This is a genomic window from Inquilinus sp. CAU 1745 (assembly GCF_039839375.1).
Taxonomy (GTDB): domain Bacteria; phylum Pseudomonadota; class Alphaproteobacteria; order DSM-16000; family Inquilinaceae; genus JBDOQU01.
This window is the reverse complement of the sequence record NZ_JBDOQU010000015.1, coordinates 79,551-104,863: the sequence shown is the minus strand read 5'-3', so window position 1 is coordinate 104,863 and position 25,313 is coordinate 79,551. Positions and strand designations below refer to the sequence as shown.

At 67.2% G+C, this 25,313-nt stretch carries 22 protein-coding genes and 1 tRNA gene; 12 read left to right on the top strand and 11 right to left on the bottom strand.

Annotation, left to right across the window (positions count from 1 at the left end):
* The first annotated feature begins 27 nt into the window (after positions 1–27).
* A complete protein-coding gene (locus AAFN89_RS16585; RefSeq protein ID WP_347540288.1) occupies positions 28–450 on the top strand; it encodes a GNAT family N-acetyltransferase in 423 nt (140 codons plus the stop codon).
* A gap of 45 nt (positions 451–495) precedes the next feature.
* Positions 496–2,244 carry an asparagine synthase (glutamine-hydrolyzing) gene (gene asnB, locus AAFN89_RS16580; RefSeq protein ID WP_347540284.1) on the top strand — a complete coding sequence of 583 codons (1,749 nt, stop codon included), beginning with the start codon at positions 496–498 and terminating at the stop codon, positions 2,242–2,244.
* 8 nt (positions 2,245–2,252) lie between these two features.
* Here the strand turns inward: asnB and AAFN89_RS16575 are convergent.
* The 3 genes from AAFN89_RS16575 to AAFN89_RS16565 all read right to left on the bottom strand — a co-directional run bounded on the left by AAFN89_RS16575 (position 2,253) and on the right by AAFN89_RS16565 (position 5,212).
* A tRNA-Arg gene (locus AAFN89_RS16575) sits at positions 2,253–2,329 on the bottom strand.
* Between the two features lie 70 nt (positions 2,330–2,399).
* Positions 2,400–3,329, bottom strand: coding sequence for an ATP-grasp fold amidoligase family protein (locus AAFN89_RS16570; RefSeq protein WP_347540283.1), 930 nt, complete (start codon positions 3,327–3,329; stop codon positions 2,400–2,402).
* Positions 3,330–3,403: 74 nt separating this feature from the next.
* Positions 3,404–5,212: a PAS domain S-box protein gene (locus AAFN89_RS16565; RefSeq protein WP_347540282.1), complete on the bottom strand. Its 1,809-nt coding sequence runs from the start codon at positions 5,210–5,212 to the stop codon at positions 3,404–3,406.
* A 190-nt stretch (positions 5,213–5,402) separates the two neighbouring features.
* Between AAFN89_RS16565 and AAFN89_RS16560 the strand changes: the two genes are divergently transcribed.
* Both AAFN89_RS16560 and AAFN89_RS16555 read left to right on the top strand, forming a co-directional pair.
* Entirely contained in the window at positions 5,403–6,263 is an 861-nt protein-coding gene (locus AAFN89_RS16560; protein WP_347540281.1) for an NAD(P)-dependent oxidoreductase, read from the top strand.
* Between the two features lie 10 nt (positions 6,264–6,273).
* Positions 6,274–7,074 (top strand): enoyl-CoA hydratase-related protein, encoded by an 801-nt coding sequence (locus AAFN89_RS16555; RefSeq protein WP_347540280.1) that lies wholly within the window; start codon positions 6,274–6,276, stop codon positions 7,072–7,074.
* A 111-nt stretch (positions 7,075–7,185) separates the two neighbouring features.
* Here the strand turns inward: AAFN89_RS16555 and AAFN89_RS16550 are convergent, their stop codons facing one another.
* Positions 7,186–8,028: an EamA family transporter gene (locus AAFN89_RS16550; protein ID WP_347540279.1), complete on the bottom strand. Its 843-nt coding sequence runs from the start codon at positions 8,026–8,028 to the stop codon at positions 7,186–7,188.
* Positions 8,029–8,114: 86 nt separating this feature from the next.
* On the opposite strand from AAFN89_RS16550, the gene AAFN89_RS16545 reads away from it, so the two are divergent.
* Positions 8,115–8,975 (top strand): LysR substrate-binding domain-containing protein, encoded by an 861-nt coding sequence (locus AAFN89_RS16545; protein WP_347540278.1) that lies wholly within the window; start codon positions 8,115–8,117, stop codon positions 8,973–8,975.
* Positions 8,976–9,091: 116 nt separating this feature from the next.
* On the opposite strand, the gene polA is transcribed toward AAFN89_RS16545, so the two are convergent.
* The 4 genes from polA to AAFN89_RS16525 all read right to left on the bottom strand — a co-directional run bounded on the left by polA (position 9,092) and on the right by AAFN89_RS16525 (position 15,143).
* On the bottom strand, positions 9,092–11,947 hold the full coding sequence (gene polA, locus AAFN89_RS16540) for a DNA polymerase I (protein WP_347540277.1): 2,856 nt from the start codon (positions 11,945–11,947) through the stop codon (positions 9,092–9,094).
* A 54-nt stretch (positions 11,948–12,001) separates the two neighbouring features.
* A complete protein-coding gene (gene murJ / locus AAFN89_RS16535; RefSeq protein WP_347540276.1) occupies positions 12,002–13,531 on the bottom strand; it encodes a murein biosynthesis integral membrane protein MurJ in 1,530 nt (509 codons plus the stop codon).
* Positions 13,532–13,624: 93 nt separating this feature from the next.
* Positions 13,625–13,888 carry a hypothetical protein gene (locus tag AAFN89_RS16530; protein ID WP_347540275.1) on the bottom strand — a complete coding sequence of 88 codons (264 nt, stop codon included), beginning with the start codon at positions 13,886–13,888 and terminating at the stop codon, positions 13,625–13,627.
* Between the two features lie 175 nt (positions 13,889–14,063).
* Positions 14,064–15,143, bottom strand: a complete 1,080-nt coding sequence (locus AAFN89_RS16525; protein ID WP_347540274.1) for a class I SAM-dependent methyltransferase — start codon at positions 15,141–15,143, stop codon at positions 14,064–14,066.
* 185 nt (positions 15,144–15,328) lie between these two features.
* Here AAFN89_RS16525 and AAFN89_RS16520 point away from each other — a divergent pair, with 185 nt between their 5' ends.
* Positions 15,329–16,408: an AraC family transcriptional regulator gene (locus AAFN89_RS16520; protein ID WP_347540272.1), complete on the top strand. Its 1,080-nt coding sequence runs from the start codon at positions 15,329–15,331 to the stop codon at positions 16,406–16,408.
* 116 nt (positions 16,409–16,524) lie between these two features.
* Here the strand turns inward: AAFN89_RS16520 and AAFN89_RS16515 are convergent, their stop codons facing one another.
* The 3 genes from AAFN89_RS16515 to AAFN89_RS16505 all read right to left on the bottom strand — a co-directional run bounded on the left by AAFN89_RS16515 (position 16,525) and on the right by AAFN89_RS16505 (position 19,200).
* Positions 16,525–17,049 (bottom strand): hypothetical protein, encoded by a 525-nt coding sequence (locus AAFN89_RS16515; RefSeq protein ID WP_347540270.1) that lies wholly within the window; start codon positions 17,047–17,049, stop codon positions 16,525–16,527.
* Positions 17,050–17,302: 253 nt separating this feature from the next.
* A complete protein-coding gene (locus AAFN89_RS16510) occupies positions 17,303–18,118 on the bottom strand; it encodes a FadR/GntR family transcriptional regulator (protein WP_347540268.1) in 816 nt (271 codons plus the stop codon).
* Positions 18,119–18,204: 86 nt separating this feature from the next.
* Complete coding sequence (locus AAFN89_RS16505; RefSeq protein ID WP_347540267.1) at positions 18,205–19,200, bottom strand: DMT family transporter; 996 nt, start codon at positions 19,198–19,200, stop codon at positions 18,205–18,207.
* Between the two features lie 102 nt (positions 19,201–19,302).
* On the opposite strand from AAFN89_RS16505, the gene AAFN89_RS16500 reads away from it, so the two are divergent.
* The 6 genes from AAFN89_RS16500 (at position 19,303) to AAFN89_RS16475 (ending at position 25,309) form a co-directional block, all read left to right on the top strand.
* A complete protein-coding gene (locus AAFN89_RS16500) occupies positions 19,303–20,127 on the top strand; it encodes an N-formylglutamate amidohydrolase (RefSeq protein WP_347540265.1) in 825 nt (274 codons plus the stop codon).
* 13 nt (positions 20,128–20,140) lie between these two features.
* Complete coding sequence (locus AAFN89_RS16495) at positions 20,141–21,280, top strand: carboxylate-amine ligase (protein WP_347540264.1); 1,140 nt, start codon at positions 20,141–20,143, stop codon at positions 21,278–21,280.
* A gap of 292 nt (positions 21,281–21,572) precedes the next feature.
* A complete protein-coding gene (locus AAFN89_RS16490; protein ID WP_347540263.1) occupies positions 21,573–21,872 on the top strand; it encodes a DUF1244 domain-containing protein in 300 nt (99 codons plus the stop codon).
* Positions 21,873–21,999: 127 nt separating this feature from the next.
* Complete coding sequence (locus AAFN89_RS16485; RefSeq protein ID WP_347540262.1) at positions 22,000–22,269, top strand: DUF2312 domain-containing protein; 270 nt, start codon at positions 22,000–22,002, stop codon at positions 22,267–22,269.
* Between the two features lie 10 nt (positions 22,270–22,279).
* Positions 22,280–23,785 (top strand): TrkH family potassium uptake protein, encoded by a 1,506-nt coding sequence (locus tag AAFN89_RS16480; RefSeq protein WP_347540261.1) that lies wholly within the window; start codon positions 22,280–22,282, stop codon positions 23,783–23,785.
* A 27-nt stretch (positions 23,786–23,812) separates the two neighbouring features.
* A complete protein-coding gene (locus tag AAFN89_RS16475) occupies positions 23,813–25,309 on the top strand; it encodes a TrkH family potassium uptake protein (RefSeq protein WP_347540260.1) in 1,497 nt (498 codons plus the stop codon).
* Positions 25,310–25,313 lie beyond the last annotated feature (4 nt).

Sequence of the window (25,313 nt, the reverse complement as noted above, 5' to 3'; positions counted from 1 at the left end):
AGGGCGACGTTTGTGAGAGGGATGGCGATGGCCTCGATCGAACTCGACATCACGGACGCCCCGCGCGAGGAGGACCACCGCGCGGTGTTCGAGGGGTTGAGCGCCCATAACAGGCCCTTCATTGGCGCGGCCGGCCGGCGGAAGCTCTGCGTGTTCGCCAGGGAAGGCGGCCGGGTCGTGGGCGGTCTGGTTGGCGAAACGTCGCGGCGGTGGCTTCAGGTCGATCTGCTCTGGATCGACGACTCCCATCGCGGCCGGGGCCTTGGTCGCGGGCTGCTGGAGGCAGCGGAGACGGAGGCGCGGGTGCGGGGCTGCGTCGGCGTCCGGCTGGAAACCATGGATTTCCAGGCCCGGCCCTTCTACGAACGTCACGGCTATGTTTTATCCGGCCAGGTGGATGACTATATGGGTGGTCGAACGGATTTCCTGATGATCAAGCGGCTGGTCTGAGGCTTTCATTTGAAGACGGTCATGCCGGCGAGGGATTGAACAGGCATGTGTGGAATCGCCGGAATCATGGCCTCGACGCGGGGCGGCGTCGACGCGGCCGCGCTCGATGCGCTCGGCAGGGCGCTGGCCCATCGCGGTCCCGACGGCGATGGCCGCTTCGCCGACGATCATGTCGGCCTCGCCCATACCAGGCTTTCGATCATCGGCCTCGACGACGGCGCTCAGCCCCTCCATGGCCCCGGCGGGGAGGTGCTGGTCGCTAATGGCGAGATCTACAATTACATCGAGCTTCGGCGTGACTTCCCCGACTACGCCTTCCGCACCGGTTCGGATTGCGAGGTGATCCTCGCCCTCTACCGCCGGCACGGGCTGGATTTCGCGCGCCATCTGCGCGGCATGTACGCTCTCGCCCTCTACGATCCCGCCGCCGGCCGGCTGGTGCTGGCCCGCGATCCGTTCGGGATCAAGCCGCTCTATGTGGCGGAAACCCCGGCCGGCCTCGCCTTCGCCTCGGAACCCCGCGCCTTCATCGGCGCCGGCCTCCTCTCCCCCAGCGTCCAGCCCTCCAAGGCGCTGGAGGTCATCGACACCCAGATGGTCGAAGGCGGGACGACGATCTATGAGAGCGTCGAACGGATCGCGCCGGGCGAGACGGTCGTCGTCGAAGGCGGCCGGATCGTCGAACGCCGCCGCCTCCGGCCGCTGGCCGACCGCGAGCCGCCCCATGCCGATGAGCCGGCGACGCTGGAGGCGCTGGAGAAGGCCTGGTTCGGTAGCGTCGAGCTTCACCAGCGGTCCGACGTCCCGTTCGGGCTTTTCCTGTCCGGCGGCGTCGATTCCTCCGCTGTCCTGGCGGCGATGGCGCGGCTGCTCGACCGGCCGGTCCGCGCCTATGCGGCCGGCTTCCCCGGCGCCAGCGTCGCCGATGAGCGCGACCAGGCCCACCGGGTCGCCGATGCGCTGGGCGCGGAGTTCGTCGACGTGCCGGTGACGGAGGAGATGTTCTGGTCCCATCTGCCGGAGATGGTGGCCGCGTCGGACGATCCGGTGGCCGACTACGCCGCCGTGCCGACCTGGCTTCTCGCCCGCCGGGCCAGAGAGGATGTGAAGGTCGTGCTGACCGGGGAGGGCGGGGATGAGATGTTCGCCGGCTATGGCCGCTACCGTTCGGCCTCCCGCCTGCTGCTCCCAAAGCCTGTCCGGCGGGGCGACGGGCTGCTGTCTCGCCTGGGGCTGACCCGCGGCGGCGTCGCATCGCCGCGCGACCGGCAGAGGCTGAAGACGGACTGGCGGCAGACGCGTCTCCAGCGGGCGCAGTGGGAGGATATCTCCACCTGGCTGCCCGACGATCTGCTGCTGAAGCTGGACCGGAACCTGATGTGGCACGGCGTCGAGGGGCGGGTGCCCTTCGTCGATCCTGAGATGGCGCGCTTCGCCTTCCATCTGCCCGATGGGCTGAAGCTGCGTGGCAAGGCCGGGAAGTACATCCTGAAGCGCTGGCTGGAGGGCGTGTGCCCGCAGGCCGAGCCCTTCTCGAAGAAGCGCGGCTTCACCGTGCCGGTGCGCGACTGGATCGCCGGCCGCGCCGACCGGCTGGGGCCGCTGGTGGCCGCCCAGCCCGGCGTCGCGGAGCTATGCCGGCCGGACGCGGTGCGGGAGGTCTTCAAGGGCGGCGGGAAGACCGCGTTGCTTGCCTGCTGGCGGCTCACCTACTACGCGCTGTGGCACCACATCCACATACTGGGCGCTCCGCACGACGGCGACATCATGGGCGTGCTGGCTGCGCGGCCTTAGGGGGAGACTGGTACGCCCGGCGGGATTCGAACCCACGACCCCAGGATTAGGAATCCTGTGCTCTATCCTGCTGAGCTACGGGCGCGACGCCGGCTCTATAGCATATGGGAGCGGTCTCGTGCAGTCCCGGTTTGACCATGCCATCCGGGCTTCTCTCACGACGCCGCTGGTGCGCCGGCGACGGCCGGATCGCCCGTCCAGGCGGCTTCCGGCCAGCCGAACTTCCGGCCCAGCAGCAGGTCCCATTCGGGCGGGTCGAACCTGGTCATGCCGGCCGCCGGTGTGAAGGTCAGTTCTCCGATGAAGATCCTGTCCGCATGGAGGTAGCAATCCACGCGGCAATAGCCGAAGGGGCCGGCGAGCCGCTTGGCCAGCCCGATCATCTCGTCGAACAGGGCGGGCTTGCCGTCGACGCCGTATCCTTCGTTCTGGTCATGATCGACGTTCCTGAAGGGGGCGGGCGTCCAGGATTCCAGATAGATGTCCTCCCGCTGCCGGCCGAAGCGGCCACGGATCACCTGGACATAGACGAAGGGCGGTTCGGACGGGCCGGGATTGAAGATGTGGCATTTGTAGTCGGCGGGAGACGCGCCATCCTCCAGGAGCGCCTCCTCCACGATGAGCATCGGGACAATGGCCTTGTAGTGCCTCTCGCCGTGCCGGGCGGAGAAATCCTCATCCAGCCAGGCGTTGGCTTCTCGGGCGATGGCCGCCAGGTCCTCCGCGCGCCCGTCCTTCACGACCCTGACATGGCCGGAGCCGTGATTGGCCTTGATCACGAAGCCGCCTTCCATCTTCTCCAGATCGTCGGCGGTTAAGTGTGAATAGATCCCGATCAGCGGCACAAGATGATCGGTGCCGATAATGCTCCCGATATAGTCCCTGGCGAGAAGCTTGTCCGACAGCCTCGCCAGGACGGGGGAAGGATATCTCATCCTGTGAAATATCTTCTCCGAGAATTTCTTCGGGAATCTGTAGTCGCAGATCCGTTTATGGTGTTTGAAGTATCTGAGCTGATAGGAAATACTGTCCGGAGAATAGGGGATCAGAATTTCATTATAAATGAATTTCAGCCTGGATTTCATCGCCGGCTCCAATGGAATACTGGCGAACCTCTCCCCGCTCCATGTTAACCATAAATGATGGCCCGTGTCCTCTGCTATCGGCTGCCGGTATCGGGCCAGGAGATGATGACGGTGCAGCCGGGTCGCGAGGCTTTCTCCTCACCGGGGGCGAAAGCGACTTCGCCATCCACCTGCCCCGCCAGCAGTTGCGTCAGCTTCAGCCCCAGCGAGGCAGAGGTCGCCGGGTCGATGTCCGGCGACACGCCGACGCCGTTGTCGGCCACCTTCAGCAGCGCGCGGCCGCCGGACCGGTCGAGGGAGATCGCCAGTCGGCCGTCCTTTATCCCGGCGTCCGGCGGGAAGGCGTGGGTGAGGGCGTTGGTCAGTATTTCGTTGAAGACCAGCCCCAGCGGCACCGCCCGGTCCATATCCAGCCCCACCGAAGACAGGTTGAAGCTCACCGACGGAGCATCGCCGGTGGCGTAGAGCCTGATCAGGTGGCTGGACAGGCGGCGGATATAGTCGGCCATGTCTATCCGCGCCAGCGAGTCGCCCTCGCACAGCATCTGGTGGACCAGCCCCAGCGACCGGACCCTGTTGCTCAACTCCTCATAGCTGCGGCGGACTTCGGGATAGACGATCGACCGGGATTGCAGGTTCAGGAGGCCGATGATCACCTGCATGTTGTTCTTCACGCGGTGATGGACCTCCTTCAGCAGCGTCTCCTTCTCCGCGAGCGAAGCCTTGATCTGGTTCTCCGCCTGCTTCCGCCGCGTCCGGTCGCGCGCCGTGACCACCGCCGCGCCGACCGCGCCGTGGGTATTGCGCACCGGCACCATGGTGTATTCGTAGTGGCGCGATCCATCGGCCGTCGCCACGGCGCAATCCGCGCTGACGGGCGCGGCGACGCGGATCGCCTCCGACAGGGTCTTCTCGATCGTATCGACGATCGGCGCGGGCAGCCCGACCGCGTCGAACCGTTCTCCGACCAGCTCGGTCGCGTTCCCGCGGCCCGCCGCCTCGGCCGACCGTTCGCTGGCGAACAGGTAGCGGCCGTCGCGGTCCAGCATGCTGATATCCGCCGCGACCGCGGCGACCACCGCGTCCAGCGTTCTCGCATGCTCTTCCGCCCGCGCCGCGGCCCGCTCCTGCGCCTGTTCGGCCCGCACCCGGTCGGTCACATCCATGCTGAAGACGTAGAATCCTTCCGGATCGCCCGCCTCGGTGCGGTGGGGAACGTAGGTGACGCGCATCACCCGGTTGCCCTTCAGTCCAAGATCCAGCGCCGCCTCGTAGGTCACCGGCTTGCCGGCCAGCGCCGCCAGGATATGGGTTTCGATGTGTTTGTAACCTTCGACGCCCACCACCTCCCGGATATGCCGGCCGAGGATCTTGTCGCGGTCGATCCCGAACGTTTCCTCATAGGCCCGGTTGACGTCGACATAGCGCCCGTCGGAATCGATCTCCGCCGCCATGGCAGGCAGGCTGTCCAGCATGGTGCGCAGCCGGTGCTCCGCGCGGCGGCGGCGGTCGATATCCTCGATCATGCCGATGAAGAAGGAACCGCCATCGGGATCGCGGCCCAGCGAAACGGTGACGCGGCCCCAGCGGGCCCGCCCGTCTTTCCGGAGGTAGCGCTTCTCCCGCCGGTAGGTGTCGATCTTTCCCGCCGACAGCCGGCCCATCTGCCGGGCATCCTCCGCCCGGTCGCCCGGATGGGTCAGGTCGGCCAACCGCCGGCTCACTATTTCATCCTGGTCGTAGCCCAGGAAATCGGCGATCGCCGGATTGGCGTTCAGGACCTGGCCATCCATGCCGATCAGCAGAACGCCGATGCCGGCGTCTCTGAATACGATGGCCCAGGGAATTTGGGGCTGCCATTCTACTTGCACGGCGACGTTCATCCCGGAAGTTCCTGATGCATTCACGGGCGGGCCTGACATTCCAGCGAGAATCCCACAACCTGCCATGACGCCACGATATCGCCAAGCGATCAGGTCGGGCGCGCCACCGCCTCTCCCAAGGGGGAATGCTGGCGTCGATCGCATCGGCGGGTTATCCGGAAGGCAATGCTTTGTGGAGGATAACGTTCCCATGAACTCTTCGAAAAACCCCAGCCTTCGGGGCAAGACCCTGTTCATCAGCGGGGCCAGCCGCGGCATCGGCCTCGCCATCGCCCTGCGCGCCGCGCGCGACGGCGCCAATGTCGCCGTGGCCGCGAAGACGGCCGACCCGCACCCGAGGCTTCCCGGCACCGTCCACAGCGCGGCGGAGGAGATCGAGAAGGCAGGCGGCCGCGCGCTGCCCCTGGTCGTCGACATCAGGGACGAGGCCCAGATCGCCGACGGCGTCTCAAAGACGGTAGAAACCTTCGGCGGCATCGACATCTGCGTCAACAACGCCAGCGCGATCAGCCTGACCGGGACGCTGGAGACGCCGATGAAACGGTTCGACCTGATGCACCAGGTCAATACGCGCGGGACCTTCGCCGTCAGCCAGGCCTGCCTGCCCCATCTGCTGAAGGCGGAGAACCCGCATATCCTGATGCTGTCGCCGCCCCTCTCGCTGGCGCCGCGCTGGTTCAGGAACCATGTCGCCTACACTATCGCGAAATACGGCATGAGCCTCTGCGTGCTCGGCATGGCGGCGGAGTTCGCCGATCGCGGTGTCGCCGTCAACGCGCTGTGGCCGCGCACCATCATCGCCACGGCGGCGCTTTCCATGATTCCCGGCGTGAAGGCGGAGAACGGCCGCTCGCCGGAGATCGTGGCCGACGCCGCCCACCGCATCCTCACCAGCGACGCGCGGACGACCACCGGTAACTTCTTCATCGATGAGGACCTGTTGCGCGAGGCGAGGGTGACGGATTTCGACCGTTACGCCCTGACGCCCGGCGCGCCCCTGTTGCCGGACTTCTTCCTGGACGACGAACCGGCGCTGCCGGGCTATGAGTGAGGGACTGCCGATGCCCGAAGAAGCCGTTCTGTTCTCCGTCGCCGGCGCGGTCGCCACGATCACCCTCAACCGCCCCCATGCGCTGAACGCGCTCGACCGCGACATGGCGCTGGGCCTGCGCGACGCGCTGGGCCGGGCGGAGGCCGATCCGGCCATCCGCTGCGTGATCGTCACCGGGGCCGGCGATCATTTCATGGCCGGCGGCGACATCAGGACCTTCGCCGGCATGGTCGCCGAAGGGAAGGCCGCAGACCAGGCGGCTTTCGCCCGGACGATCGGGGAGGTCCATGACAGTGTGGAGATCCTGCGCCGGATGCCCAAACCCGTGGTGGCTGCCGTCAGGGGCGCGGTAGCGGGGTTCGGCGTCAGCCTGATGCTCGCCTGCGACCTGGCCGTCGCGGCCAACGATACCGTGCTGACGCTTGCCTACTGCCATATCGGCGTCAGCCCCGATGGCGGCGCGACCTGGCACCTGCCCCGTGTTGTCGGCCTTCGCAAGGCGATGGAGATCGCGCTGCTGGGCGACCGTTTCGACGCCGCGACGGCGGAGCGGCTGGGCCTGGTCAACCGCGTCGTCCCCGCGGCCGACCTGGACGGGACGGCCGCCGCGCTGGCGGCGCGACTGGCCGCCGGCCCGACGCTCGCCTACGCCCGCACCAAGGCGCTGCTGAACGCCTCGGCGGACCGTACGTTGGCCGACCAGCTCACCGACGAAGCCTCCGCCTTCGCCGCCTCCGCCGCCACGGAGGATTTCGCCGAAGGCGTCACCGCCTTCGTGGAGAAACGGAAGCCGGCATTTCGAGGTACCTGAAAAAGCCCCTCACCCAACCCTCTCCCCGGAGGGGCGAGGGCTACCTTTTCACCCTCGCCCCTCCGGGGAGAGGGAGGGACCCGCGAAGCGGGAGGGTGAGGGGCAAGCGGTCTACATCCTTAGCGCCACAACGCCGCCGGCGACCATCATCGCGGCCAAGATGCGCCAGCGGCCGAAGCTTTCCTTCAGGAACAGCGTGCCGATCGCGGCGGCGAAGATGACGCTGGTTTCCCGCAGGGCCGCGACGGCGGCAAGGGGCGCCTGGGTCATCGCCCAGACGGCCAGTGCGTAGGCGGCCACGGACATGATCCCGCCGGCCGCGCCGCGCGCCCATTCCCGCCGGACCACGGTCCAGAAGGACCGGCCGCGCCGGACCGCGACGGCGGCGACGAAGATCGGCATGTCCAGCGCCAGAAGCCACAGCACATAGGCGGCTCCATGCCCGTCATTCGCCCGGCCGCCCAGCCCGTCGGTCAGCGTATAGGCGGCGATGCAGCCGCCGGTGGCCAATGCGTAGAGCAGCGGCCTCGGCTCCTCCAGCAGCTTCGGTCCGCCGCGCAGCGCCAGCGCCATAACGCCCAGCGCGATGATCAGCACGCCCGCCAGCGTCGCCGGAGGCAGCACCTCGCCGACCACCATCGCGGACAGCAGCACCACGATCAGCGGCCCCGTGCCGCGTGCGATCGGATAGACATGGCCCAGATCGCCATGCTGGTAGGCCCGGACCAGGCACAGCCGGTAGAGGATGTGGATGAAGACCGAGGCGGCCAGGAACGGCCAGGCCTCCGCCGTGGGGGTTGGCACGAAGGGCAGCGCCGCGAACGAGGCGAGGCCGGAGGTCAGGGTCAGCAGCCCCATGGCCGACAGCCGGTCGGCCGACACCTTGACCATCGCGTTCCAGGTGGCGTGAAGGAAGGCCGCCAGCAGGACGGCGGCGAAGATCGTTGCGCTCATGGCCTGAAGGGGTAGCGTCCGGCGGGGCGGGCTGACAAACGAGTTTTCGGGCGTCATGATGTGAGGAAACCTCACGAGACCATCCGATGCGCCTGCCGCCGCTGAACGCCCTTCGCGCCTTCGAGGCCGCCGCCCGCCACGCCAGCCTCACCCGCGCGGCCGACGAACTTGGCGTGACCCATGGCGCGGTCAGCCGGCAGGTGAAGGCGCTGGAGGATCATCTGGGCGTGACCCTGTTCCTGCGGCGGCATCGCGGGATCGTGCTGACGGAGCCGGGCCGGGCTCTGCTGCCCTCGCTCACCGCGGCGTTCGGCCTGATCGCCGGCGCGGTGGGGACGCTGGCGCCATCACGGCTCGTGCTGTCCTGCCCGGCGACACTGATGATGCGGTGGCTGATCCCCCGGATGGCGACCTTCAAGCGCCTGCATCCGGAGGTCGACATAAGGCTGTCGGCGGCCCATGGCCCTGTCGACTTCGTCCGCGACGGCGTCGATCTGGCGATCCGGAACTCCCTGACGCCGCTACCCGACGGGGCGGTCGCGGTTCCGTTCCTCAAGGAAAGCTTCGGCCCCGTCTGCCATCCGCGACTGGTCGAGGAGGTGGGGCTGCGGCACCCGCGCGACTTGGCGCGCTGCCGGTTCCTGCATACCGAGACGCGGCTTTCGGCGTGGGAGGACTGGCTATCGGCCGCCGAAATCGACGGTGTGAAGGTCCGGGAGGATGAGCGGTTCGAGCATTTCTATTTCATGCTTCAGGCCGCCGCCAGCGGGCTGGGCGTCGCGATCGGCCCTTCGGCGCTGGTCGAGGACGACATCGCCGCCGGCCGCCTCGTCGCGCCCTTCGGCTTCCTCGACAATGGCCGCACCTGCCTCGTCATGGCGCCACCCCAGACCGTCGCCCGCCCTGACGCCCGCGCTTTTATCGACTGGCTCGTTGGCGTGGGGTGAGCGGGTTTACCCCCACCCCGACCTTCCCCCGCGTTGCAGGGGAGGGAGTCCAATAGCCCCCTCTCCTGCTTGCGGGAGAGGGGGTTGGGGGTGAGGGTGGTTTTAGGTTTGCGGCATCAATGCGCGGCGGCCCAGTTGTCGCCGATGCCGGCTTCGGCGACCAGGGGCACGCCGAGGGTGGCGGAGGCTTCCATGACGCGCCGGGCAATCTCGGCCGTCTTCTCGGCCTCCGCCTCCGGAGCCTCGAACACCAACTCGTCATGGACCTGGAGCAGCATGCGGGCCTTCAGGCCGGCTTCCTCCAGCGCGTCGGGCAGGCGGGCCATGGCGCGCTTGATGATGTCGGCCGCCGTGCCCTGGATCGGCGCGTTGATCGCCTGCCGCTCGGCGAAGCCGCGTCGCGCCGGGTTCGGGTCCTTGATTCCCGGCACATGGCATTTCCGGCCGAACAGCGTGGTGACGAAGCCCTTCTCCCGCGCCGTGCGCCGGGTTTCGTCCATCCAGACCTTCAGTTCGGAGAATTTCTCCAGATAGGCCTTGATGAAGACCGACGCCTCGCTCTGCGGAATGCCGAGCTGGTTGGCGAGGCCAAAGGCCGATATGCCGTAGATGATCCCGAAATTGATCGCCTTGGCCTTGCGCCTCGTCTCCCCCGTCATCTCCGCCAGCGGCACGCCGAACACCTGGCTGGCGGTCAGCGCATGGATGTCCGTGCCGTCATGGAAAGCCTGCTTCAGCGCGCCGATGCCCGCGATCTCCGCCACCAGCCGAAGCTCGATCTGGCTGTAGTCGACAGAGATCAGCTTGCAGCCTTCCTCCGCCACGAAGGCGTAGCGGATCTTCCGGCCTTCCTCCGTCCGGATCGGGATGTTCTGGAGGTTCGGGTCGTTCGAGGACAGCCTGCCGGTGTTGGTCGCCGCGAGGCTGAAGGAGGTATGGACGCGGCCGGTCTTCGGGTTGATCTGGGTCTGGAGCGCGTCGGTATAGGTGCCTTTCAGCTTGGAAAGCTGCCGCCAGTCCAGCACCTTGCGCGCGATTTCGATCCCCTGGACGGCCAGCGGCTCCAGGATCTCAGAGCCTGTCGCGTAGGCGCCGGTCTTGCCCTTCTTTCCGCCTTGGATGCTCATCTCGTCGAACAGCACCTCACCGAGCTGCTTTGGCGATCCGACATTGAAGGGGCGGCCGGCCAGCCCGTGAATCTCGGTTTCCAGCGCCGCCAATCGCCCGGCGAACTCGGCCGACAGGCCGGCCAGCACCTGGCGGTCGATCCTGACGCCCTCGAACTCCATGCGGCCGACGATGCGGGCCAGCGGCCGCTCGATGGTCTCGTAGACCGTCGTCATCCGCTCCGCCAGCAGGCGCGGCTTCAGCAGCCGGTGGAGGCGCAGCGTGACGTCGGCATCCTCCGCGGCATAGGCCAGCGCCTTGTCCAGCGGCACCCGGTCGAAGGTGATCTGTTTCTTGCCGGTGCCGCACAGTTCGGAAAAGCTGATCGTCTTGTGGCCCAGATGAAGCTGCGCCAGCTCGTCCATCCCGTGGCCGTGAGCGCCGCCGTCCAGCACGTAGGACAGCAGCATGGTGTCGTCGACCGGCTGCGTGTCGACGCCGTGGCGGGCCAGCACCAGATAGTCGTATTTCAGATTGTGCCCCACCTTCAGGACCGACGGGTCCTCCAGCAGCGGCTTCAGCAGCGCCACCACGCGCTCCAGCGGGATCTGCTTCGGCGCCGGCTGGGCGGCGGCCTCGCCGTCCAGCGCCAGCGCGCCCTGGCTCTCGGCCCCGACATGGCAGATCGGGATGTAGCAGGCTTCCCCGGGCGTGACGGAGAGGGAGACGCCAACCAGATCGCAGATGGCGGCGTCCAGCGAGTTCGTCTCCGTGTCGAAGGCGACCGTCCCGGCCTCCACCGCGCGATCGATCCAGGCCTTGAGAGACTCCTCGTCCTGGACCAGCTCATAGGAGCCCTCGCCCGGCGCGACGACGGGCGCGGGGTCGATGGCGGGCGTCGGCGGCGTGTCGGCCGTGCCGTCCAGCTCCGCCTGCACCCGGGCGGTGATCGATCGGAAGCCCTGCGCCTCCAGGAAGGCGACCAGCCGCGTCCGGTCCGGCGGGTCGACGATCATGCCGTCCAGCCCCAGCGGCGCGTCGACATGGGCGTCCAGCCGCACCAGATCGCGGGAGATGCGGGCCTGGTCGGCATACTGGATCAGGCTTTCCCGGCGCTTGGGCTGCTTGATCTCATGCGCCCGGGCCAGCAGGCTGTCCAGGTCGCCATAATCGGAGATAAGCTGCGCGGCTGTCTTGACCCCGATCCCCGGCACGCCCGGAACGTTGTCCACCGGGTCTCCGGCCAGCGCCTGAATGTCGACGACGCATTTCGGCGGCAGGCCGAACTTCTCCACCACTTCCGCCTCGTCGATCACCTTGTTCTTGATCGGGTCCAGCATGGTGACGCCGTCGCCGACGAGCTGCATCAGGTCCTTGTCGGAGGAGACGATGACGACCTTCGACCCTTCCTCCTTCGCCAGCCGGCAATATGTCGCGATCAGGTCGTCGGCCTCGTAGCCTTCCTTTTCGACCATCGGCAGCTCGAAGGCGAGCGTCGCCTCCCGGATCAGCGGGAATTGCGGGATCAGCTCCTCCGGCGGCTCGGCCCGGTTGGCCTTGTAGTCGGCGTAGATGGCGTTGCGGAAATTCTCCCGCGAGGCGTCGAACACGACCGCGACATGGTCGGCCTTGATGTCGGCCAGCAGCTTCAGGAGCATGTTGGCGTAGCCATAGACGGCGTTGACCGGCACCCCGTCGGACCGCCGGTTCATCATCGGCAGCGCATGGAAGGCGCGGAAGATGAAGCCGGAACCGTCCACCAGGTAGTAGGTCCTGGGGCCGGCGGCGGGGCCGGTTTCCAACGGGGCGGTTTCGGCGCCGGCGAGGGCCGGGGCGGCGGGCGCGGGGGCGTTCGTCTCGGTCATGGGCGGGACTATAAGCGGCGTCCGCCCGGCGCGCCACCGCCTCTGGAAACAGCTTCAGCCGCGCGCCCGTCGCAGGCCCCGAAGGTCGCTCGGCCGCACCGCGCCCAGCGCCAGCGCAAGGCCGCCGAAGACCGCCGCGCCGATGCCGACCAGCGCCGCCAGCGCCAGCCCGCGCTCGGCCGCCGTTCCGTCGAACAGCGGCGACAGCAGGATCTCCGCCCCCACCAGCGCCGCTGCCATCCCGGCGACGGCCAGCAGGAGGCGCGGCAGCCGCCGCTTCAGCCGTTCGTCGGGCCGGAACAGCCCGCGCCGATGGAGCGTCCAGCCCAGCAGCCCGGCATTGACCCAGGCGGCGGCGGAGGTGCCCAGCGCGATGCCGACATGGGCGAACGGCCCGATCAGCGCCAGCTTCAGCGCGATGTTCACCGCCACGGCGGCGATGGCGATCCGGACCGGCGTGCCTGTGTCCTCCCGCGCATAGAAGCCCGGCAGCAGGCTTTTGACGATGACGAAGGCGGGCAGCCCGATGGCGTAGGCGGTCAGCGCGGCGGCCGACGCGGCGCTGTCGGCGGCCGTGAACGCGCCGCGCTGGAACAGGGCCGACAGGATCGGCCCGGCCGCCACAAGGAAGGCGGCGGCGGCCGGCAGGGTCAGGGTCAGCGACAGCTCGATAGCGCGGTTCTGCTGGAAGGACGCGCCCTCATCGTCGCCCGATTTCAGCCGCCGCGACAGCTCCGGCAGCAGCACCGTGCCGACCGCGACGCCGATGACGCCCAGCGGAAGCTGGTTGATCCGGTCAGCGTAATAGAGGAAGGAGACGGACCCGGCGGGCAGCAGGGAGGCGATCAGCGTGTCGACGAACAGGCTGATCTGCACCACGCCCGCCCCCAGCGCCGCCGGCCCCAGAACCTTGAGGAACCGGCGGATGCCGGGCGTCAGCCGTGGGAGGGGCAGCCGCAAGGCCATGCCCGCCCGGCGCGCCGCCCAGGCCAGCAGCGCGAACTGCGCCACCCCCGCCGCCAGCACGCCCCAGGCCAGCGCATGGCCCGGCGTCGCGACATGGGGACTCAGCCACAAGAGCGCCGCGATCAGGCAGAGATTGAGCAGGATCGGCGCGGCGGCGGCAGCGGAGAACCGCCCCAGGCTGTTCAGGATGCCGCCCAGGAGCGAGACGATGGAGATCAGCAGCAAATAGGGGAAGGTGATGCGGGTGAACAGAACCGCCAGGTCGAACCGCACCGGATCGTCCACGAAGCCCGGCGCGAAGACATGGATGAAGGCCGGCATCGCCAGTTCGAACACGACCAGCAGCAGAAGCTGGACGGCCAGCAGCACCGCCAGCACCTGCTCGGCGAACTGCTTGGCCGCCGCCGCGCCTTCCTCGACATGGCGCTTGGAGAAAAGGGGCACGAAGGCGGCGTTGAACGCGCCCTCGGCGAACAGCGCGCGGAAATGGTTGGGCAGCCGGAAGGCGACGAAGAAGGCGTCGGCCACCGGCCCCGCGCCCAGAAGCGCCGCCGTCACGACGTCCCGCACGAACCCCGCCACCCGGCTCGCCAGCGTCAACCCCCCGACGGAGGCCACCTTCCCCAACATGCTCAAACCAATGCGCCCCCGCGCCTCGGGAAACCGGCGCGGACTATAGGGGGCGGGAAGGGCGGCCGGAAGGGAAAGGCGTCAGCGGATCAGGCTGACCATGGCGACCGAAAGGCCGAAGACGGCGATGATGGTGGTGAAGTTGATGGCGATGAGTTGCAGGCCGGTGGGCGTGGAACTGACACGGCCCTTAAGCTCGGCCACGTCCAGCTTCACGGCGGCAAGCTCCTTCCGCATTCCCGCGACTTCGTCGGTAAGCGCGGAAAGCACCGGCTCGATCCGCCGCAGCACGGCGGAGAGATCGTCGGGTGGTTCAGCCTGTGTCCGCGAGCGCGCCATGGCCATGAATATAAGCCTTCCCCGCCGCTGAATCGAGGCTGCGTCCCGGGCCCCGCACAAAAGAGGCGGACCGAAGCCCGCATCTCCCAGTTTCCTATCGACCAAACCATTCTTCAACTCATAAATGAGAACTACATCGTAGTTTTTCTCGAATCAGGTAGTTCTGTACTTTTGCCCCGAGTTACGGTCGCGCCTCCAGCACCATGTTCGTCGGGGTTTCGGTGGCGCGGCGGATGCGGGTGAAGCCGGCTTCCTTCAGGACCGCCGTCAGCCGCTTCTCCCCGGCCTGCGCGCCCAGCGCCAGCCCGACTTCCTGCGAGCGGGAGGCCGGGGTGCAGATCAGGGTGGAGGCGGAATAGAAAAGCTGGCCGATCAGGTGGAGGTTCTCGGTCAGCCGGTCGCCGGCCAGCGGCTCGACCAGCATCAGCGTGCCGTCCGGCTTCAGGCTCTCCCGGATATGACGGGCGGCCCCGACCGGATCGCCCATGTCGTGCAGGGCGTCGAAGACGCAGATGAGGTCGAAATCCTTCTCCGGATAGTCCTTGGCGGTGACCGTGCCGAACCAGGTGTTGTCCATCACGCCGGCCTCGATCGCGTTCTCCCGCGCCGTCGCGATGGAGGGCGCGTGGAAGTCGAAGCCGTAGATGGTGGATTTCGGGAAGGCCTGCGCCATGAGCACGGTCGAGGAGCCGTGGCCGCAGCCGATATCGGCGACCTTTCCTCCCGCCTCCAGCTTCTCCACCACCCCGTCCAGCGCCGGCAGCCAGGACGGGATCAGATTGGCGACATAGCCCGCCCGGAAGAAACGGTCCACGCCCCGGAAGCAGCAGGCATGATGTTCGCCCCAGGACCGGCCGGCGCCGGACCTGAAGATCTCGATCGCCTTATCGTGTGTCGCATATTGCGAGACGACGGTCTGGGAGAAACCCTGCGCGCAGGCCGGATGCCCCTCGGCCGACAGGACGATCGCCTGCTCCGGCGTGAGGGAGAACGCATCGTCATCCTCGTCATAGGTCACGTAGCCGGCGGCGGCCTGGGCGCTCAGCCATTCCAGCAGATACCGCTCGTCCACGCCGGTCGCGCGGGCCAGATCGGCCGAACCGCAGGGGCCTTTTTCCCGCAGCGCGCGATAGATGCCGGTCTGGTCGCCGATATAGGAGAGGAGCGTCGCCAGCGCGCCGCCGATATCTCCCATCACCTTGCCGGCGAACTCTTCCAGACGCTGCTCATCCGGCTCAATATTTGGTAAAATCACATTCATCTTACCTGGTCCTTTTGCCGATTGTGACCGTGCTCACCGACGGGTCGCGCCCGAAAGGCGCTGAAATGCCCGACGGCAGCCTCCGGCGGTCGGTCCGACACGGTCGCTGTTAACGGATGCGGAATGCCCTTGCTGTCCGCCTTCCGGAGGCGCCGTATCTCTAGACGGGAGGGTAGGGAACGGGAATGACCGCGCGTCCGCCAACATTGCCCCAGCGTCCGGATGTTCGCTGCCCCGCCCAGCGCCTGCCTGCCGAGGCCGACATCCTCTCCGACGTGCTGAGGACGGTCCGGCTTTCCGGCGCGCTCTTCTTCGATGTGCGGGCCTCCTCGCCCTGGGTCGCGGAAACCCCGCCGGCGGCGGAACTGGCCTCCATGGTCATGCCGGGCGCGCAGCATGTGATCGAATATCACGTGGTGGTCGCCGGCGAATGCTGGGCCGGCCTGACGGAGACGGGGGCGGAGCCAGTGCGCCTGACCCAGGGCAGCGTGGCCGTCTTCCCGCAGGGCGATCCCCATGTCTTCTCCAGCGCGCCCCGGATGCGCGCGGCGGCGCAGGCGACGGCCGATCCGGCGCTCTACCTGCCGCGGTTGGACAGGGCCATGCCCTTCGTGGTGGAGCAGCAGGGCGGCGGGCCGGAGAAGACGCGGCTCCTGTGCGGTTTCCTCGGCTGCGACGCCCGGCCCTTCAACCCGCTCATTCAGGCGCTGCCCAGGATGCTCCACATCCCCGGCTGCTACTCGAAGAAAAGCGGGAAGCTGGGTTTCCTGATCGGGGCGATCATCGAGGAAAGCCGCGACGGGCGCATCGGCGGCGGCGGCATCCTGGCGAAGCTGAGCGAGCTGATCTTCCTGGAGGTCGTCCGGCTTCACGCGGAAAGCCTGGCGGACGGCGCGAGAGGGTGGCTGGCGGGCCTGGGCGACCCGCAGGTCGGCCGGGCGATCCGCCTCCTCCACGGCGATCCGGGCCGTCCCTGGACCCTGCCGGATCTGGCGAGGGAGGCCGGCGTCTCCCGCACCATCCTGGCTGAACGCTTTACCGCGGCGCTGGGAATGCCGCCGATGACCTACCTGCTGAACTGGCGGATGCAGATCGCCGCCGGGATGCTGACCTGCGGGGAGGCGAAAATCGCCGGCGTCGCGGCCGATGTGGGCTACGAATCCGAAGCCGCGTTCAGCCGGGCCTTCAAACGGTCGACCGGCATGCCGCCGGCGGCCTGGCGTATGGCGGCGCGGGAGCGGGCCCCGTCGGGGCGGGTGGCCTAACCTGCCTCCGCCGGCTGATCGCCCCGCCGTCCCCGTTCCTCATAATGGGGCAGCGTCCAACCAAACAAGGGCATTGCCGTCTCGGCGGAGTAGGAGCGATGTTTGGACGCTGATCTTCAGGCCCCCGGCCACGGAGACCAGCCGAGTAGGATTGCGAAGAAGTTATAGAAAAGTACAGCCACAGCGGATAGTCCGGTACCTACGCAGACGTACATGACGACGTTCCAGATGCGCATGAGCTTCGTCAGTTTTGCTTCTCGGTCTTCTTTCCGAAGTTTTTGCAACCGCCGTAGGAATTCTGATGGCGGATGCCCGGCTGTAAGGAGGCGGACCTGCTTGGTCATACCTTTTGATGTCAAAACCATTTTATAAACTTCAAAAAATACGAATGTAGCCAATGAAATTCCCAACAGGAGCGCCACCAAGATGGTGGCTGTTGGAGCTAGCTGGTCGCGTGTATATGACCAAAGCGTGAAAGCGCCAGCATACCCTCCAAGAGTTATCAAGTTCGTGTACGCCGCAGCGCGGTCGAAAGCAGCAGACTGTAGCTCGATAATGATGTCGCGCTGCTCTTTAGCCGCGTCACGCAGTGCGGCTTCTCCTATTGTCGACGCAAATGGAGTTCGCTTGTGTTCACTCATGCGCGAAGTCCCTTTAGGGCTGTGTAGTTCAATTCTGGCAGCATTCTAGTAGACCCCTAGCCGCGCCTCAGATTGCAACAGGTTATTCTTCATATGAGATGGAGTTCTTCGCAACTTCTGACATTTGCCCGCACGCTTTAATTTATTCTGCGTAAGGATTGGAGTTTGGTGGCGTCTAGGTTTGGCTGTAAAGCGGACAAAAACTAACCTCTGCCAACGCAACGCTGATATCACGCACGATGCTATGGGTGAATCAGACGTCACCGCCTTCGTTCCCGTCGCCATCCCCCCGCCGTCCGCGCTCCTCGTCATAATGGGTCAGCACCCACGCGAGGTGGGCGCGCATGGCGGTTTCGGCCTGTTCCGGGCGGTGGCCGGCGATGGCGTCGAAGATGGCGCGGTGGTGGCGCAGCACGGTCGCGTCGTCATCCGGCTTCATGAAGAGCTGGTAGCGGTGGAAATCCAGCATCTGGGAGAGGATGTCCCGGATCACCGACAGGATGTGGGTATAGACCGGGCTGCCCGCCGCCTTGCCGATGGCGAAGTGGAAGCGCATGTCCTCCACCGCCTTGTCGGGCTGCCGCCGTCCGCCGTCGCCGACCGGCCGCCGGGGCGGGGCCGCCGCCATGGCCTCCAGCGCCTCGCCAATCTCCGCCACCTGGTCCGGCGTGGCGCGTTCGGCCGCCCGGCGCGCGGCCCAACTCTCCAGCGCCATGCGGATCTCCGCCAGATCGTGGAGATTGTCGATCTGCGAGCGCACGAGCGCCGTCAGCGCGTCGTCCATCGCCGCGGCGGAGGAGACGATGCGCGTGCCGCCGCCCTGGATGGCGGTCACGAACCCCTGCGCCTTCAGTTGCTGGAGCGCGGCGCGCACCGAGACCCGGCTGACCGCCATCTGCTGGGCCAGATGCCGTTCGCCCGGCAGCCGCTCGCCGGGCGACAGATCGCCCTGCGCGATCCGGTCCAGAAGCGTCTGCGCCACCCGGTCCGCGACCCCGCCGGCCGTTCCGCCAGTCGTCCTGCCGGCCGTCCCGCCGATCGCGTTCTTCGAAATCTTTCCGTCCCCCACCGGCTCCATCGCCTCCAGTTCAGGCCGATGGTGGGCCGGGGGCTGCGCCCCGTCAACGATAGGTGGTGAGGATCGGCGCTCTCGCGTCAGGTCGGCGGCGGGGTGGGCTTCGCCGAGGAGCCCCTGCGGGCGAGCGAGATGCCGCCCAGCACGATCGCGCCGCCCAGGATCTGCGCCGGCCCCAGCGCCTCTCCGAAGATGATCCAGGCCAGCACCGCCGCCGCCACCGGCTGGACCAGCAGGCTGACGCTGGAGAAGGAGGCCGGCAGGTGCGCCAACGCATAGGCGATCAGGCTCTGCCCGCCGGCATGGGTGATGATCGCCAGCCCCAGCACCATCGACCAGCCGAACAGGGTCTGCGGGATCAGCGTCTCCCCGGACAGCAGCGCGACCGGCAGCACCATCAGAGAGGTCGCGATGGCGCTCCAGGTCATAATGGTGGCGGTGGAGAAATGCGCCCGAAGCCGGCCGACGGTCAGGATGTAGGCGGCGTAGAAGAGGCCGGTGATCAGGCCGAAACTGTCGCCCAGCAGGTGTCCCGCCCCCACCGACAGGCTGTCGCCCATCAGCACGACCGCGCCGGAAACGGCCAGCGCGAGGCCGGCCACGAAGACGCGGCTGAACCGCTCCTTGAACAGGAGGAAGGAGAGCAGCGCGACATAGATCGGCGCGACGTTGGCCAGCAGGGTGGAGTTGGCGACGCTGGTGTATTTGATCGACAGATGCCAGAAGATCAGGTCGCCGGCGAAGAAGGCCCCGGCCAGCAGCAGCGTCCCGTAGTCGCGGGCGGAGCTGGGCCGCCGGGCCACTCGCTTGCCGGCGCCGGGATTCCGCGGCTCCAGCGCCATCCAGACCCACAGCACCGGGATCGCCAGCGCCGGCCGCCAGAAGGCCGCGGCGGTCGGCCCGATCTCCGACAGGACGGACCGCACGAAGATCGGCGACAGGGCGATGGACAGTGCCCCCGTCAGCAGCAGCGCGAAGGCTATGCGCGCCGTGCGGTCGGAATCCGAAGGGCCGGGGCCGACGGTCGCCGGCGCTGCCGGGTGGGGGGATGCCTGGGGGGAAGTTCGGGCGGTCATGGGGCCGCACTCTACCGGCGCACGGGACGGCCGTGAACGGCGGAATTGTCAGGGTGCAAGCCTGGATTGGCGGGGCGGCGGATTCGAGTATAGTGCCCGCCCATGACCGTCGCTTCCCTGTCCTCCCCGCCCGTGCCCACCGCCTCCCGCTATCCGCTTATCGGCGAAGACGACCCGCCGCCCTTCGCCCATGTCAACGCGGAGGGCGCGGCGCCGGCGCTGCTGGTCGCCGACCATGCCGGCCGCGCCTTTCCCAAGGCGCTGGGGTGGCTGGGGCTGGGCGATGCGGCGCTGGGCCGGCATGTCGCCTACGATATCGGCGTCGACTGGCTGACGCGGCGGCTGGCCGTGCTGCTGGACGCGCCGGCGCTGATCCACCGCTATTCGCGGCTGATCCTGGACCCCAACCGGCCGCTGGACGACCCGACCTCCATCTGCGCCATCAGCGACGGCGTGATCGTGCCCGGCAACCGGCATCTCTCCGCCGCCGAGGCGGAGGCGAGGGCGGACAGCTTCTTCCATCCCTATCACAACGCCATCGGCGCGGAGATCGACGGCTTCCTCGGCCGCGGCGTTACGCCGGCCTTCATCTCCGTCCACAGCTTCACGCCGGAGATGCGGGGCTTCCGGAGGCCGTGGGAGATCGGGGTGCTGTGGGGCGATGACGGCCGGATGGCCGTGCCGCTGATGACGGCGCTGGAGAAGGACGGCGTCCTGGTGGGCGACAACGAGCCCTATAGCGGCAAGCACACCCACGGCCACACGGTGGAGGAGCACGCGCTGCCCCGCCGCCTGCCCAACGTGCTGCTGGAGTTCCGGCAGGACCTCGTGACGAATGAGGAGGACGCCCATCGCTGGGCCGACCGGATCGCCGGCCCGCTGCTCGATTTGCTGGCCGATCCGGCGCTGACCCGGCCGGCGGCCTAGGGGTTCCCCGACCGTGGCGGCCAATCCCGAACCCTCCTTCACGCTCGGCATCGAGGAGGAATACCTCCTGGTCGATCCGGTGACCCGCGATCTGATGGTCGAGCCGCCGGCCAGCCTCCTGGAGGCCTGCGAGAAGCGGGCCGAAGGCCATATCAGCCCGGAATTCATGAAATGCCAGATCGAGGTCGGCACGCCGGTCTGCAAGACGATCCAGGAAGCGCGGGAGGAGCTGGCCTTCCTGCGCACGGCGGTGTCTGAGGAGGCGCGCAACCACGATCTGGCGATCATCGCCGCCGCCACCCATCCCTTCGCCACCTGGCGGCCGCAGAAGACCACCGGTCGCCAGCGCTATGATCAGCTCGCCCGCGATATCGGCGTGCCGGCGCGGCGGTTGCTGATCTGCGCCATGCACGTCCATGTCGGGATCGAGGACGAGAACCTGCGCATCGACCTGATGAACCAGGCGCGCTACTTCCTGCCTCACCTGCTTGCGCTCTCGACCTCCTCGCCTTTCTGGCAGGGGCAGGATACGGGCCTGAAATCCTACCGTCTCGCCGTCTTCAACGAATTGCCGCGCACCGGCATACCGGAGGATTACCGCGGCTTCGGCGAATATGAGCAGCATGTGAACGCGCTGGTGCAGGCGGGCGCGATCGAGGACGGGACGAAGCTGTGGTGGGACATCCGCCCGTCGGCGCGTTTCCCGACGCTGGAGATGCGGATCAGCGACATCTGCACACGGCTGGACGACGGCGTCACCATCGCCGCGCTCTATCTCAGCATCCTGCGCATGTTGTGGCGGCTGAAGCGGATGAACGTCACCTGGCGGCGCTACAAGACGCTGCTGATCAACGAGAACCGGTGGCGCGCCATGCGCTACGGGCTCGATAGCGGACTGATCGATTTCGGCCGGGGCGAACTCGTGCCCTATGCGGAGCTGCTGGAGGAGATCCTGGCCCTCGTGCGCGAGGATGCCGAGGCGCTGGGCTGCTGGCCGGAGGTGGAGCGTGCCCGCCGCATCCTCAGCCGCCGCACCAGCGCGGACAGCCAGCTCCGCCTCTACAACGAGGCCCGCCAGTCCGGCGCTGGCTCCCAGGAAGCCTGCGCCCGTGTCGTCGACTGGCTGATCGAGGAAACGATGGCCGGGCTTTGAGGGTTTTCTCGTAATTGGTCATTCCCGACTTGATCGGGAATCCATAGGCCGTCGCCGCTGCACCGGCGGCGAAGAGTTGGGCGCGACTTCGGCCGCATCAACACCGCATGGATGCTGGATCAAGTCCAGCATGACATTGTTTTTGTTGGTCATTCCGGACTTGATCCGGAATCCATGGGGCCTCGCCGCATCACTGGCGACGAAGGATCGGCATGACGGTTCTGGACGGTTCCACAAACCCGCGCCCCTCCGGTAGGATAGCGCCCATGATCCCGGGACATGGAGAGAACCGATGGACGAGAAGATCAGGACAGAGCTCGAGGCGGCGGCGTTCCGGCGGTTGGTCGAGCATTTCCGGCAGCGCACCGACGTCCAGAACATCGACGTCATGAACCTGGCCGGCTTCTGCCGCAACTGCCTGTCCAAATGGTACCGCGCGGCGGCGGAGGAGCGCGGGATCGAGATGAGCTACGACGAGGCGCGGGAGATCGTCTACGGCATGCCCTACGAGGACTGGAAGGCGCAGCACCAGCCCGAGGCGACCGAAGAGCAGAAGGCCGCCTTCCACGCATCCCAGGCCTCACGGCACTGATCCCTGCCGCAGCCGCCCCCATTCCCGCCCTGGCGCTTGCAAGGCGGGGCCGCTGCTCTTATCGTCCGCTCCGCCCGGCGACGGGCGGCAAACAGCGACATTCCAGCAACTCATCAGAGATCATTTCATGCCTGACGTTGGCGGCATCACGGCCGATCATCTTCGGTCCTATATCGAACGCATCGAACGCCTGGAGGAGGAGAAGGCGACCCTTTCCGCCGATATCCGCGAGGTCTATGCCGAGGCCAAGGGCACCGGCTTCGACAGCAAGATCATGCGGCAGATCATCCGCCTGCGGAAGATGGAGGCGGCCGACCGGGAGGAGCAGGAACAGCTTCTCGATCTCTACAAGGCCGCGCTGGGCATGGTCGAAAGCCCGCCGGACCAGGACCTCTAGGCGGGGGTAGATGTCGAACGGCCCGATCGTCGGCGAGCGCCGCCTCCCGTTCGAGGCGACGAGCTACAGGCTCGACGCCGGGCCGGTCCTCTACATCGTCGGCTTCCTGCTGATCCTGTTCGCGATCGCGATGCTGGTGCCGATGACCGCCGATCTGGTCACCGGGAACAGCGACTGGATCGCCTTCGCCATGTCGGCGCTGTTCACGCTGTTCATCGGCGGCGCGCTTGCGATCACCTGCTATCAGCCGCGGATCGTGCTCACGCTCCGCCAGACCTTTGTCCTGACGACGGCGAGCTGGTTCGGCATCGCCGCGGTTTCCGCCCTGCCGTTCTTCTTCTCCGATCTCGACCTCAACATCGCCGAAAGCTATTTCGAGGCGATGTCCGGGCTGACGACGACGGGCGGCACGACCATCGTCGGGCTGGACGGCGCGCCGGCCGGCATCCTGCTCTGGCGGTCGCTGCTGCAATGGCTGGGCGGCGTCGGCATCATCGTCATGGGCATCGCCATCCTGCCTTTCCTGAAGATCGGCGGAATGCAGCTTTTCCATTCGGAAAGCTCCGACCGGTCGGACAAGGTGGTGCCCAGCATCTCCGGGCTGGCGCTCAATATCGGCATCCTCTACCTGGCGCTGACGGCGGCGTGCTTCGCCCTGCTGCGCTTCTGGGGCATGGGCGCATTCGACGCCATCAACCATGCCATGACCTCGGTATCGACGGCCGGATTCTCCACCAAGGACGCCTCGATCGGCTATTGGAGCGATCCCGGCATCCAGTGGACGATCACGCTCTTCATGCTGGCGGGCGCGCTGCCCTTCGTCCGCTATGTCAGCTTCATGCGCGGCGACTACCGGTCGCTCTGGCGGGACGCCCAGGTGCGCCACTTCCTGATCTTTGTCCTTCTGGTCTGGGGAGGAATGGCGCTGTGGCTGGAAGCCCAGGGGCAATACCCGCTTTGGGAGGCGCTGCGGCACGCGGCGTTCAGTACCACCTCCATGATCACCACGACCGGCTTCGCGACGGAGGACTACGCACTCTGGGGGTCGGCCTGCTATCTCGTCTTCTACACGCTGATGTTCGTCGGCGGCTGCACCGGGTCGACCACCGGCGGCATCAAGTTCCTGCGCTTCGACATAATGTGGCTGGCGCTGAAGAACCAGCTCGTCCGGCTCTACAGCCCCCACCAGGTGCGGCGCTGGGAGTATAACGACCGTGCGGTATCCAACGACGTGGTGCTGTCGGTCGTCACCTTCTTCTTCGTCTTCGTCGGCTTCTACCTCGTCTTCTCCGTCATCCTCGGCATGCTGGGGCTGGATTTCATCACGGCGATCACCGGCGCAGCGACGGCGCTGGCCAATGTCGGTCTCGGCATGGGCGACTTCATCGGCCCGGCCGGCAATTTCGCCTCGCTGCCCGACAGCGCGAAATGGGTGCTGGCCTTCGCCATGCTGATGGGCCGGCTGGAATTCTTCACCGTGCTGGTGCTGCTGACGCCGGGATTCTGGAAGAAGTAGGCGGGCGGGAGAGGGAAGGGGTCGGTCATGGCGCTGACGGCGCACTCCCACATCGCCGAGGACGGTGCGGCTTATCGGCTGGATCCGCGGCCGATCTTCTATGTCATCGGCTTCCTGATGATCATCTTCGCCGTCGCGATGCTGATCCCGATGGCGGTCGACCTGGTCACCGGCAATCCGGACTGGTTCGCCTTCGCCCTGTCGATCATGGTGACCTTGTTCGCCGGCGGTGCGCTGGCCTTCACCTGCTATCAGCCGAAGGTGGAGCTGACGATCCGCCAGACCTTCGTGCTGACGACCACGAGCTGGGTCGCCATCGCCGCCGTCTCGGCCCTGCCGTTCTTCTTCTCCGAACTCGACCTCAACCTCGCCGACAGCTATTTCGAGTCGATGTCCGGGCTGACGACAACCGGATCGACGGTCATCGTCGGGCTGGACAACACGCCCAAGGGCATCCTGCTCTGGCGGTCGCTGCTGCACTGGCTGGGCGGGATCGGCATCATCGTCATGGGGCTCGCTATCCTGCCCTTCCTGAAGATCGGCGGGATGCAGCTCTTCCACACCGAAAGCTCAGACCGGTCGGACAAGGTGGTGCCCAGCGTCACCGACCTGACCCTGTGGATCGGCGTCACCTACGTGGCGCTCACCATCCTCTGCTTCCTCGCCCTGCGCTTCTTCGGGATGGGCGCGTTCGACGCCGTCAACCACGCCATGGCGACCCTCTCGACCGGCGGCTTCTCGACCAGCGACCTGTCCGCCGCCAATTGGAGCCAGCCCGGCATCCACTGGACCCTGACGGTCTTCATGGTGCTGGGCGGCCTGCCCTTCGTCCGCTATGTCAGCCTGCTCCGGGGCAATCGGGACGCGCTGTGGCGGGACAGCCAGGTGCGGGTCTTCCTCATCTCCCTCGCCATGGTCTGGATCGTGATGGCGCTCTGGCTCCAGCGGACGAGCGACTATGGCTTCTGGGACGCGCTGCGGCTGGTGTCGTTCAACGTCACCTCCGTCGTGACCACCACGGGCTTCGCGCTGACCGACTATTCGCTTTGGGGCGCGCCCGCGGTCGTGGCTTTCTATCTGCTGACCTTCGTCGGCGGCTGCACCGGATCGACAGCCGGCGGCATCAAGATCTTCCGGTTCGAGATATTGTGGATCACGCTGAAGAACCAGCTCGTCCGGCTCTACAGCCCGCATCAGGTGCTGCGGCGGGAATATAACGGGAAGAACGTCCGGACGGAGGTGGTGATCTCCGTCGTCATCTTCTTCTTCGTCTTCATCGCGGCCCAGTTTCTCTTCGCCCTCATCCTCGGGATGATGGGGCTCGACCTCGTGACCGCGACTACCGGCGCGGCCACGGCGCTGGCGAATGTCGGGCCGGGGCTGGGCGACATCATCGGCCCGGCGGGCAATTTCTCCACCCTGCCGAACGGCGCCAAATGGGTGCTGTCGCTGGCGATGCTGCTGGGACGGCTGGAATTCTTCACCGTGCTGGTGATGCTGACCCCGGCCTTCTGGCGGCGCTGAGTCC

Coding starts and splice junctions, on each gene's coding strand:
- AAFN89_RS16560 (WP_347540281.1), top strand. CDS start 5,403: ATGAACTCTTCGAAAAACCCCAGCCTTCGGGGCAAGACCCTGTTCATC.
- AAFN89_RS16485 (WP_347540262.1), top strand. CDS start 22,000: ATGCCTGACGTTGGCGGCATCACGGCCGATCATCTTCGGTCCTATATC.
- AAFN89_RS16525 (WP_347540274.1), bottom strand. CDS start 15,143: ATGAATGTGATTTTACCAAATATTGAGCCGGATGAGCAGCGTCTGGAA.
- AAFN89_RS16555 (WP_347540280.1), top strand. CDS start 6,274: ATGCCCGAAGAAGCCGTTCTGTTCTCCGTCGCCGGCGCGGTCGCCACG.
- polA (WP_347540277.1), bottom strand. CDS start 11,947: ATGACCGAGACGAACGCCCCCGCGCCCGCCGCCCCGGCCCTCGCCGGC.
- asnB (WP_347540284.1), top strand. CDS start 496: ATGTGTGGAATCGCCGGAATCATGGCCTCGACGCGGGGCGGCGTCGAC.
- AAFN89_RS16515 (WP_347540270.1), bottom strand. CDS start 17,049: ATGAGTGAACACAAGCGAACTCCATTTGCGTCGACAATAGGAGAAGCC.
- AAFN89_RS16490 (WP_347540263.1), top strand. CDS start 21,573: ATGGACGAGAAGATCAGGACAGAGCTCGAGGCGGCGGCGTTCCGGCGG.
- AAFN89_RS16565 (WP_347540282.1), bottom strand. CDS start 5,212: ATGAACGTCGCCGTGCAAGTAGAATGGCAGCCCCAAATTCCCTGGGCC.
- AAFN89_RS16480 (WP_347540261.1), top strand. CDS start 22,280: ATGTCGAACGGCCCGATCGTCGGCGAGCGCCGCCTCCCGTTCGAGGCG.
- AAFN89_RS16520 (WP_347540272.1), top strand. CDS start 15,329: ATGACCGCGCGTCCGCCAACATTGCCCCAGCGTCCGGATGTTCGCTGC.
- AAFN89_RS16530 (WP_347540275.1), bottom strand. CDS start 13,888: ATGGCCATGGCGCGCTCGCGGACACAGGCTGAACCACCCGACGATCTC.
- AAFN89_RS16475 (WP_347540260.1), top strand. CDS start 23,813: ATGGCGCTGACGGCGCACTCCCACATCGCCGAGGACGGTGCGGCTTAT.
- AAFN89_RS16585 (WP_347540288.1), top strand. CDS start 28: ATGGCCTCGATCGAACTCGACATCACGGACGCCCCGCGCGAGGAGGAC.
- AAFN89_RS16500 (WP_347540265.1), top strand. CDS start 19,303: ATGACCGTCGCTTCCCTGTCCTCCCCGCCCGTGCCCACCGCCTCCCGC.
- AAFN89_RS16545 (WP_347540278.1), top strand. CDS start 8,115: ATGCGCCTGCCGCCGCTGAACGCCCTTCGCGCCTTCGAGGCCGCCGCC.
- AAFN89_RS16505 (WP_347540267.1), bottom strand. CDS start 19,200: ATGACCGCCCGAACTTCCCCCCAGGCATCCCCCCACCCGGCAGCGCCG.
- AAFN89_RS16550 (WP_347540279.1), bottom strand. CDS start 8,028: ATGAGCGCAACGATCTTCGCCGCCGTCCTGCTGGCGGCCTTCCTTCAC.
- AAFN89_RS16570 (WP_347540283.1), bottom strand. CDS start 3,329: ATGAAATCCAGGCTGAAATTCATTTATAATGAAATTCTGATCCCCTAT.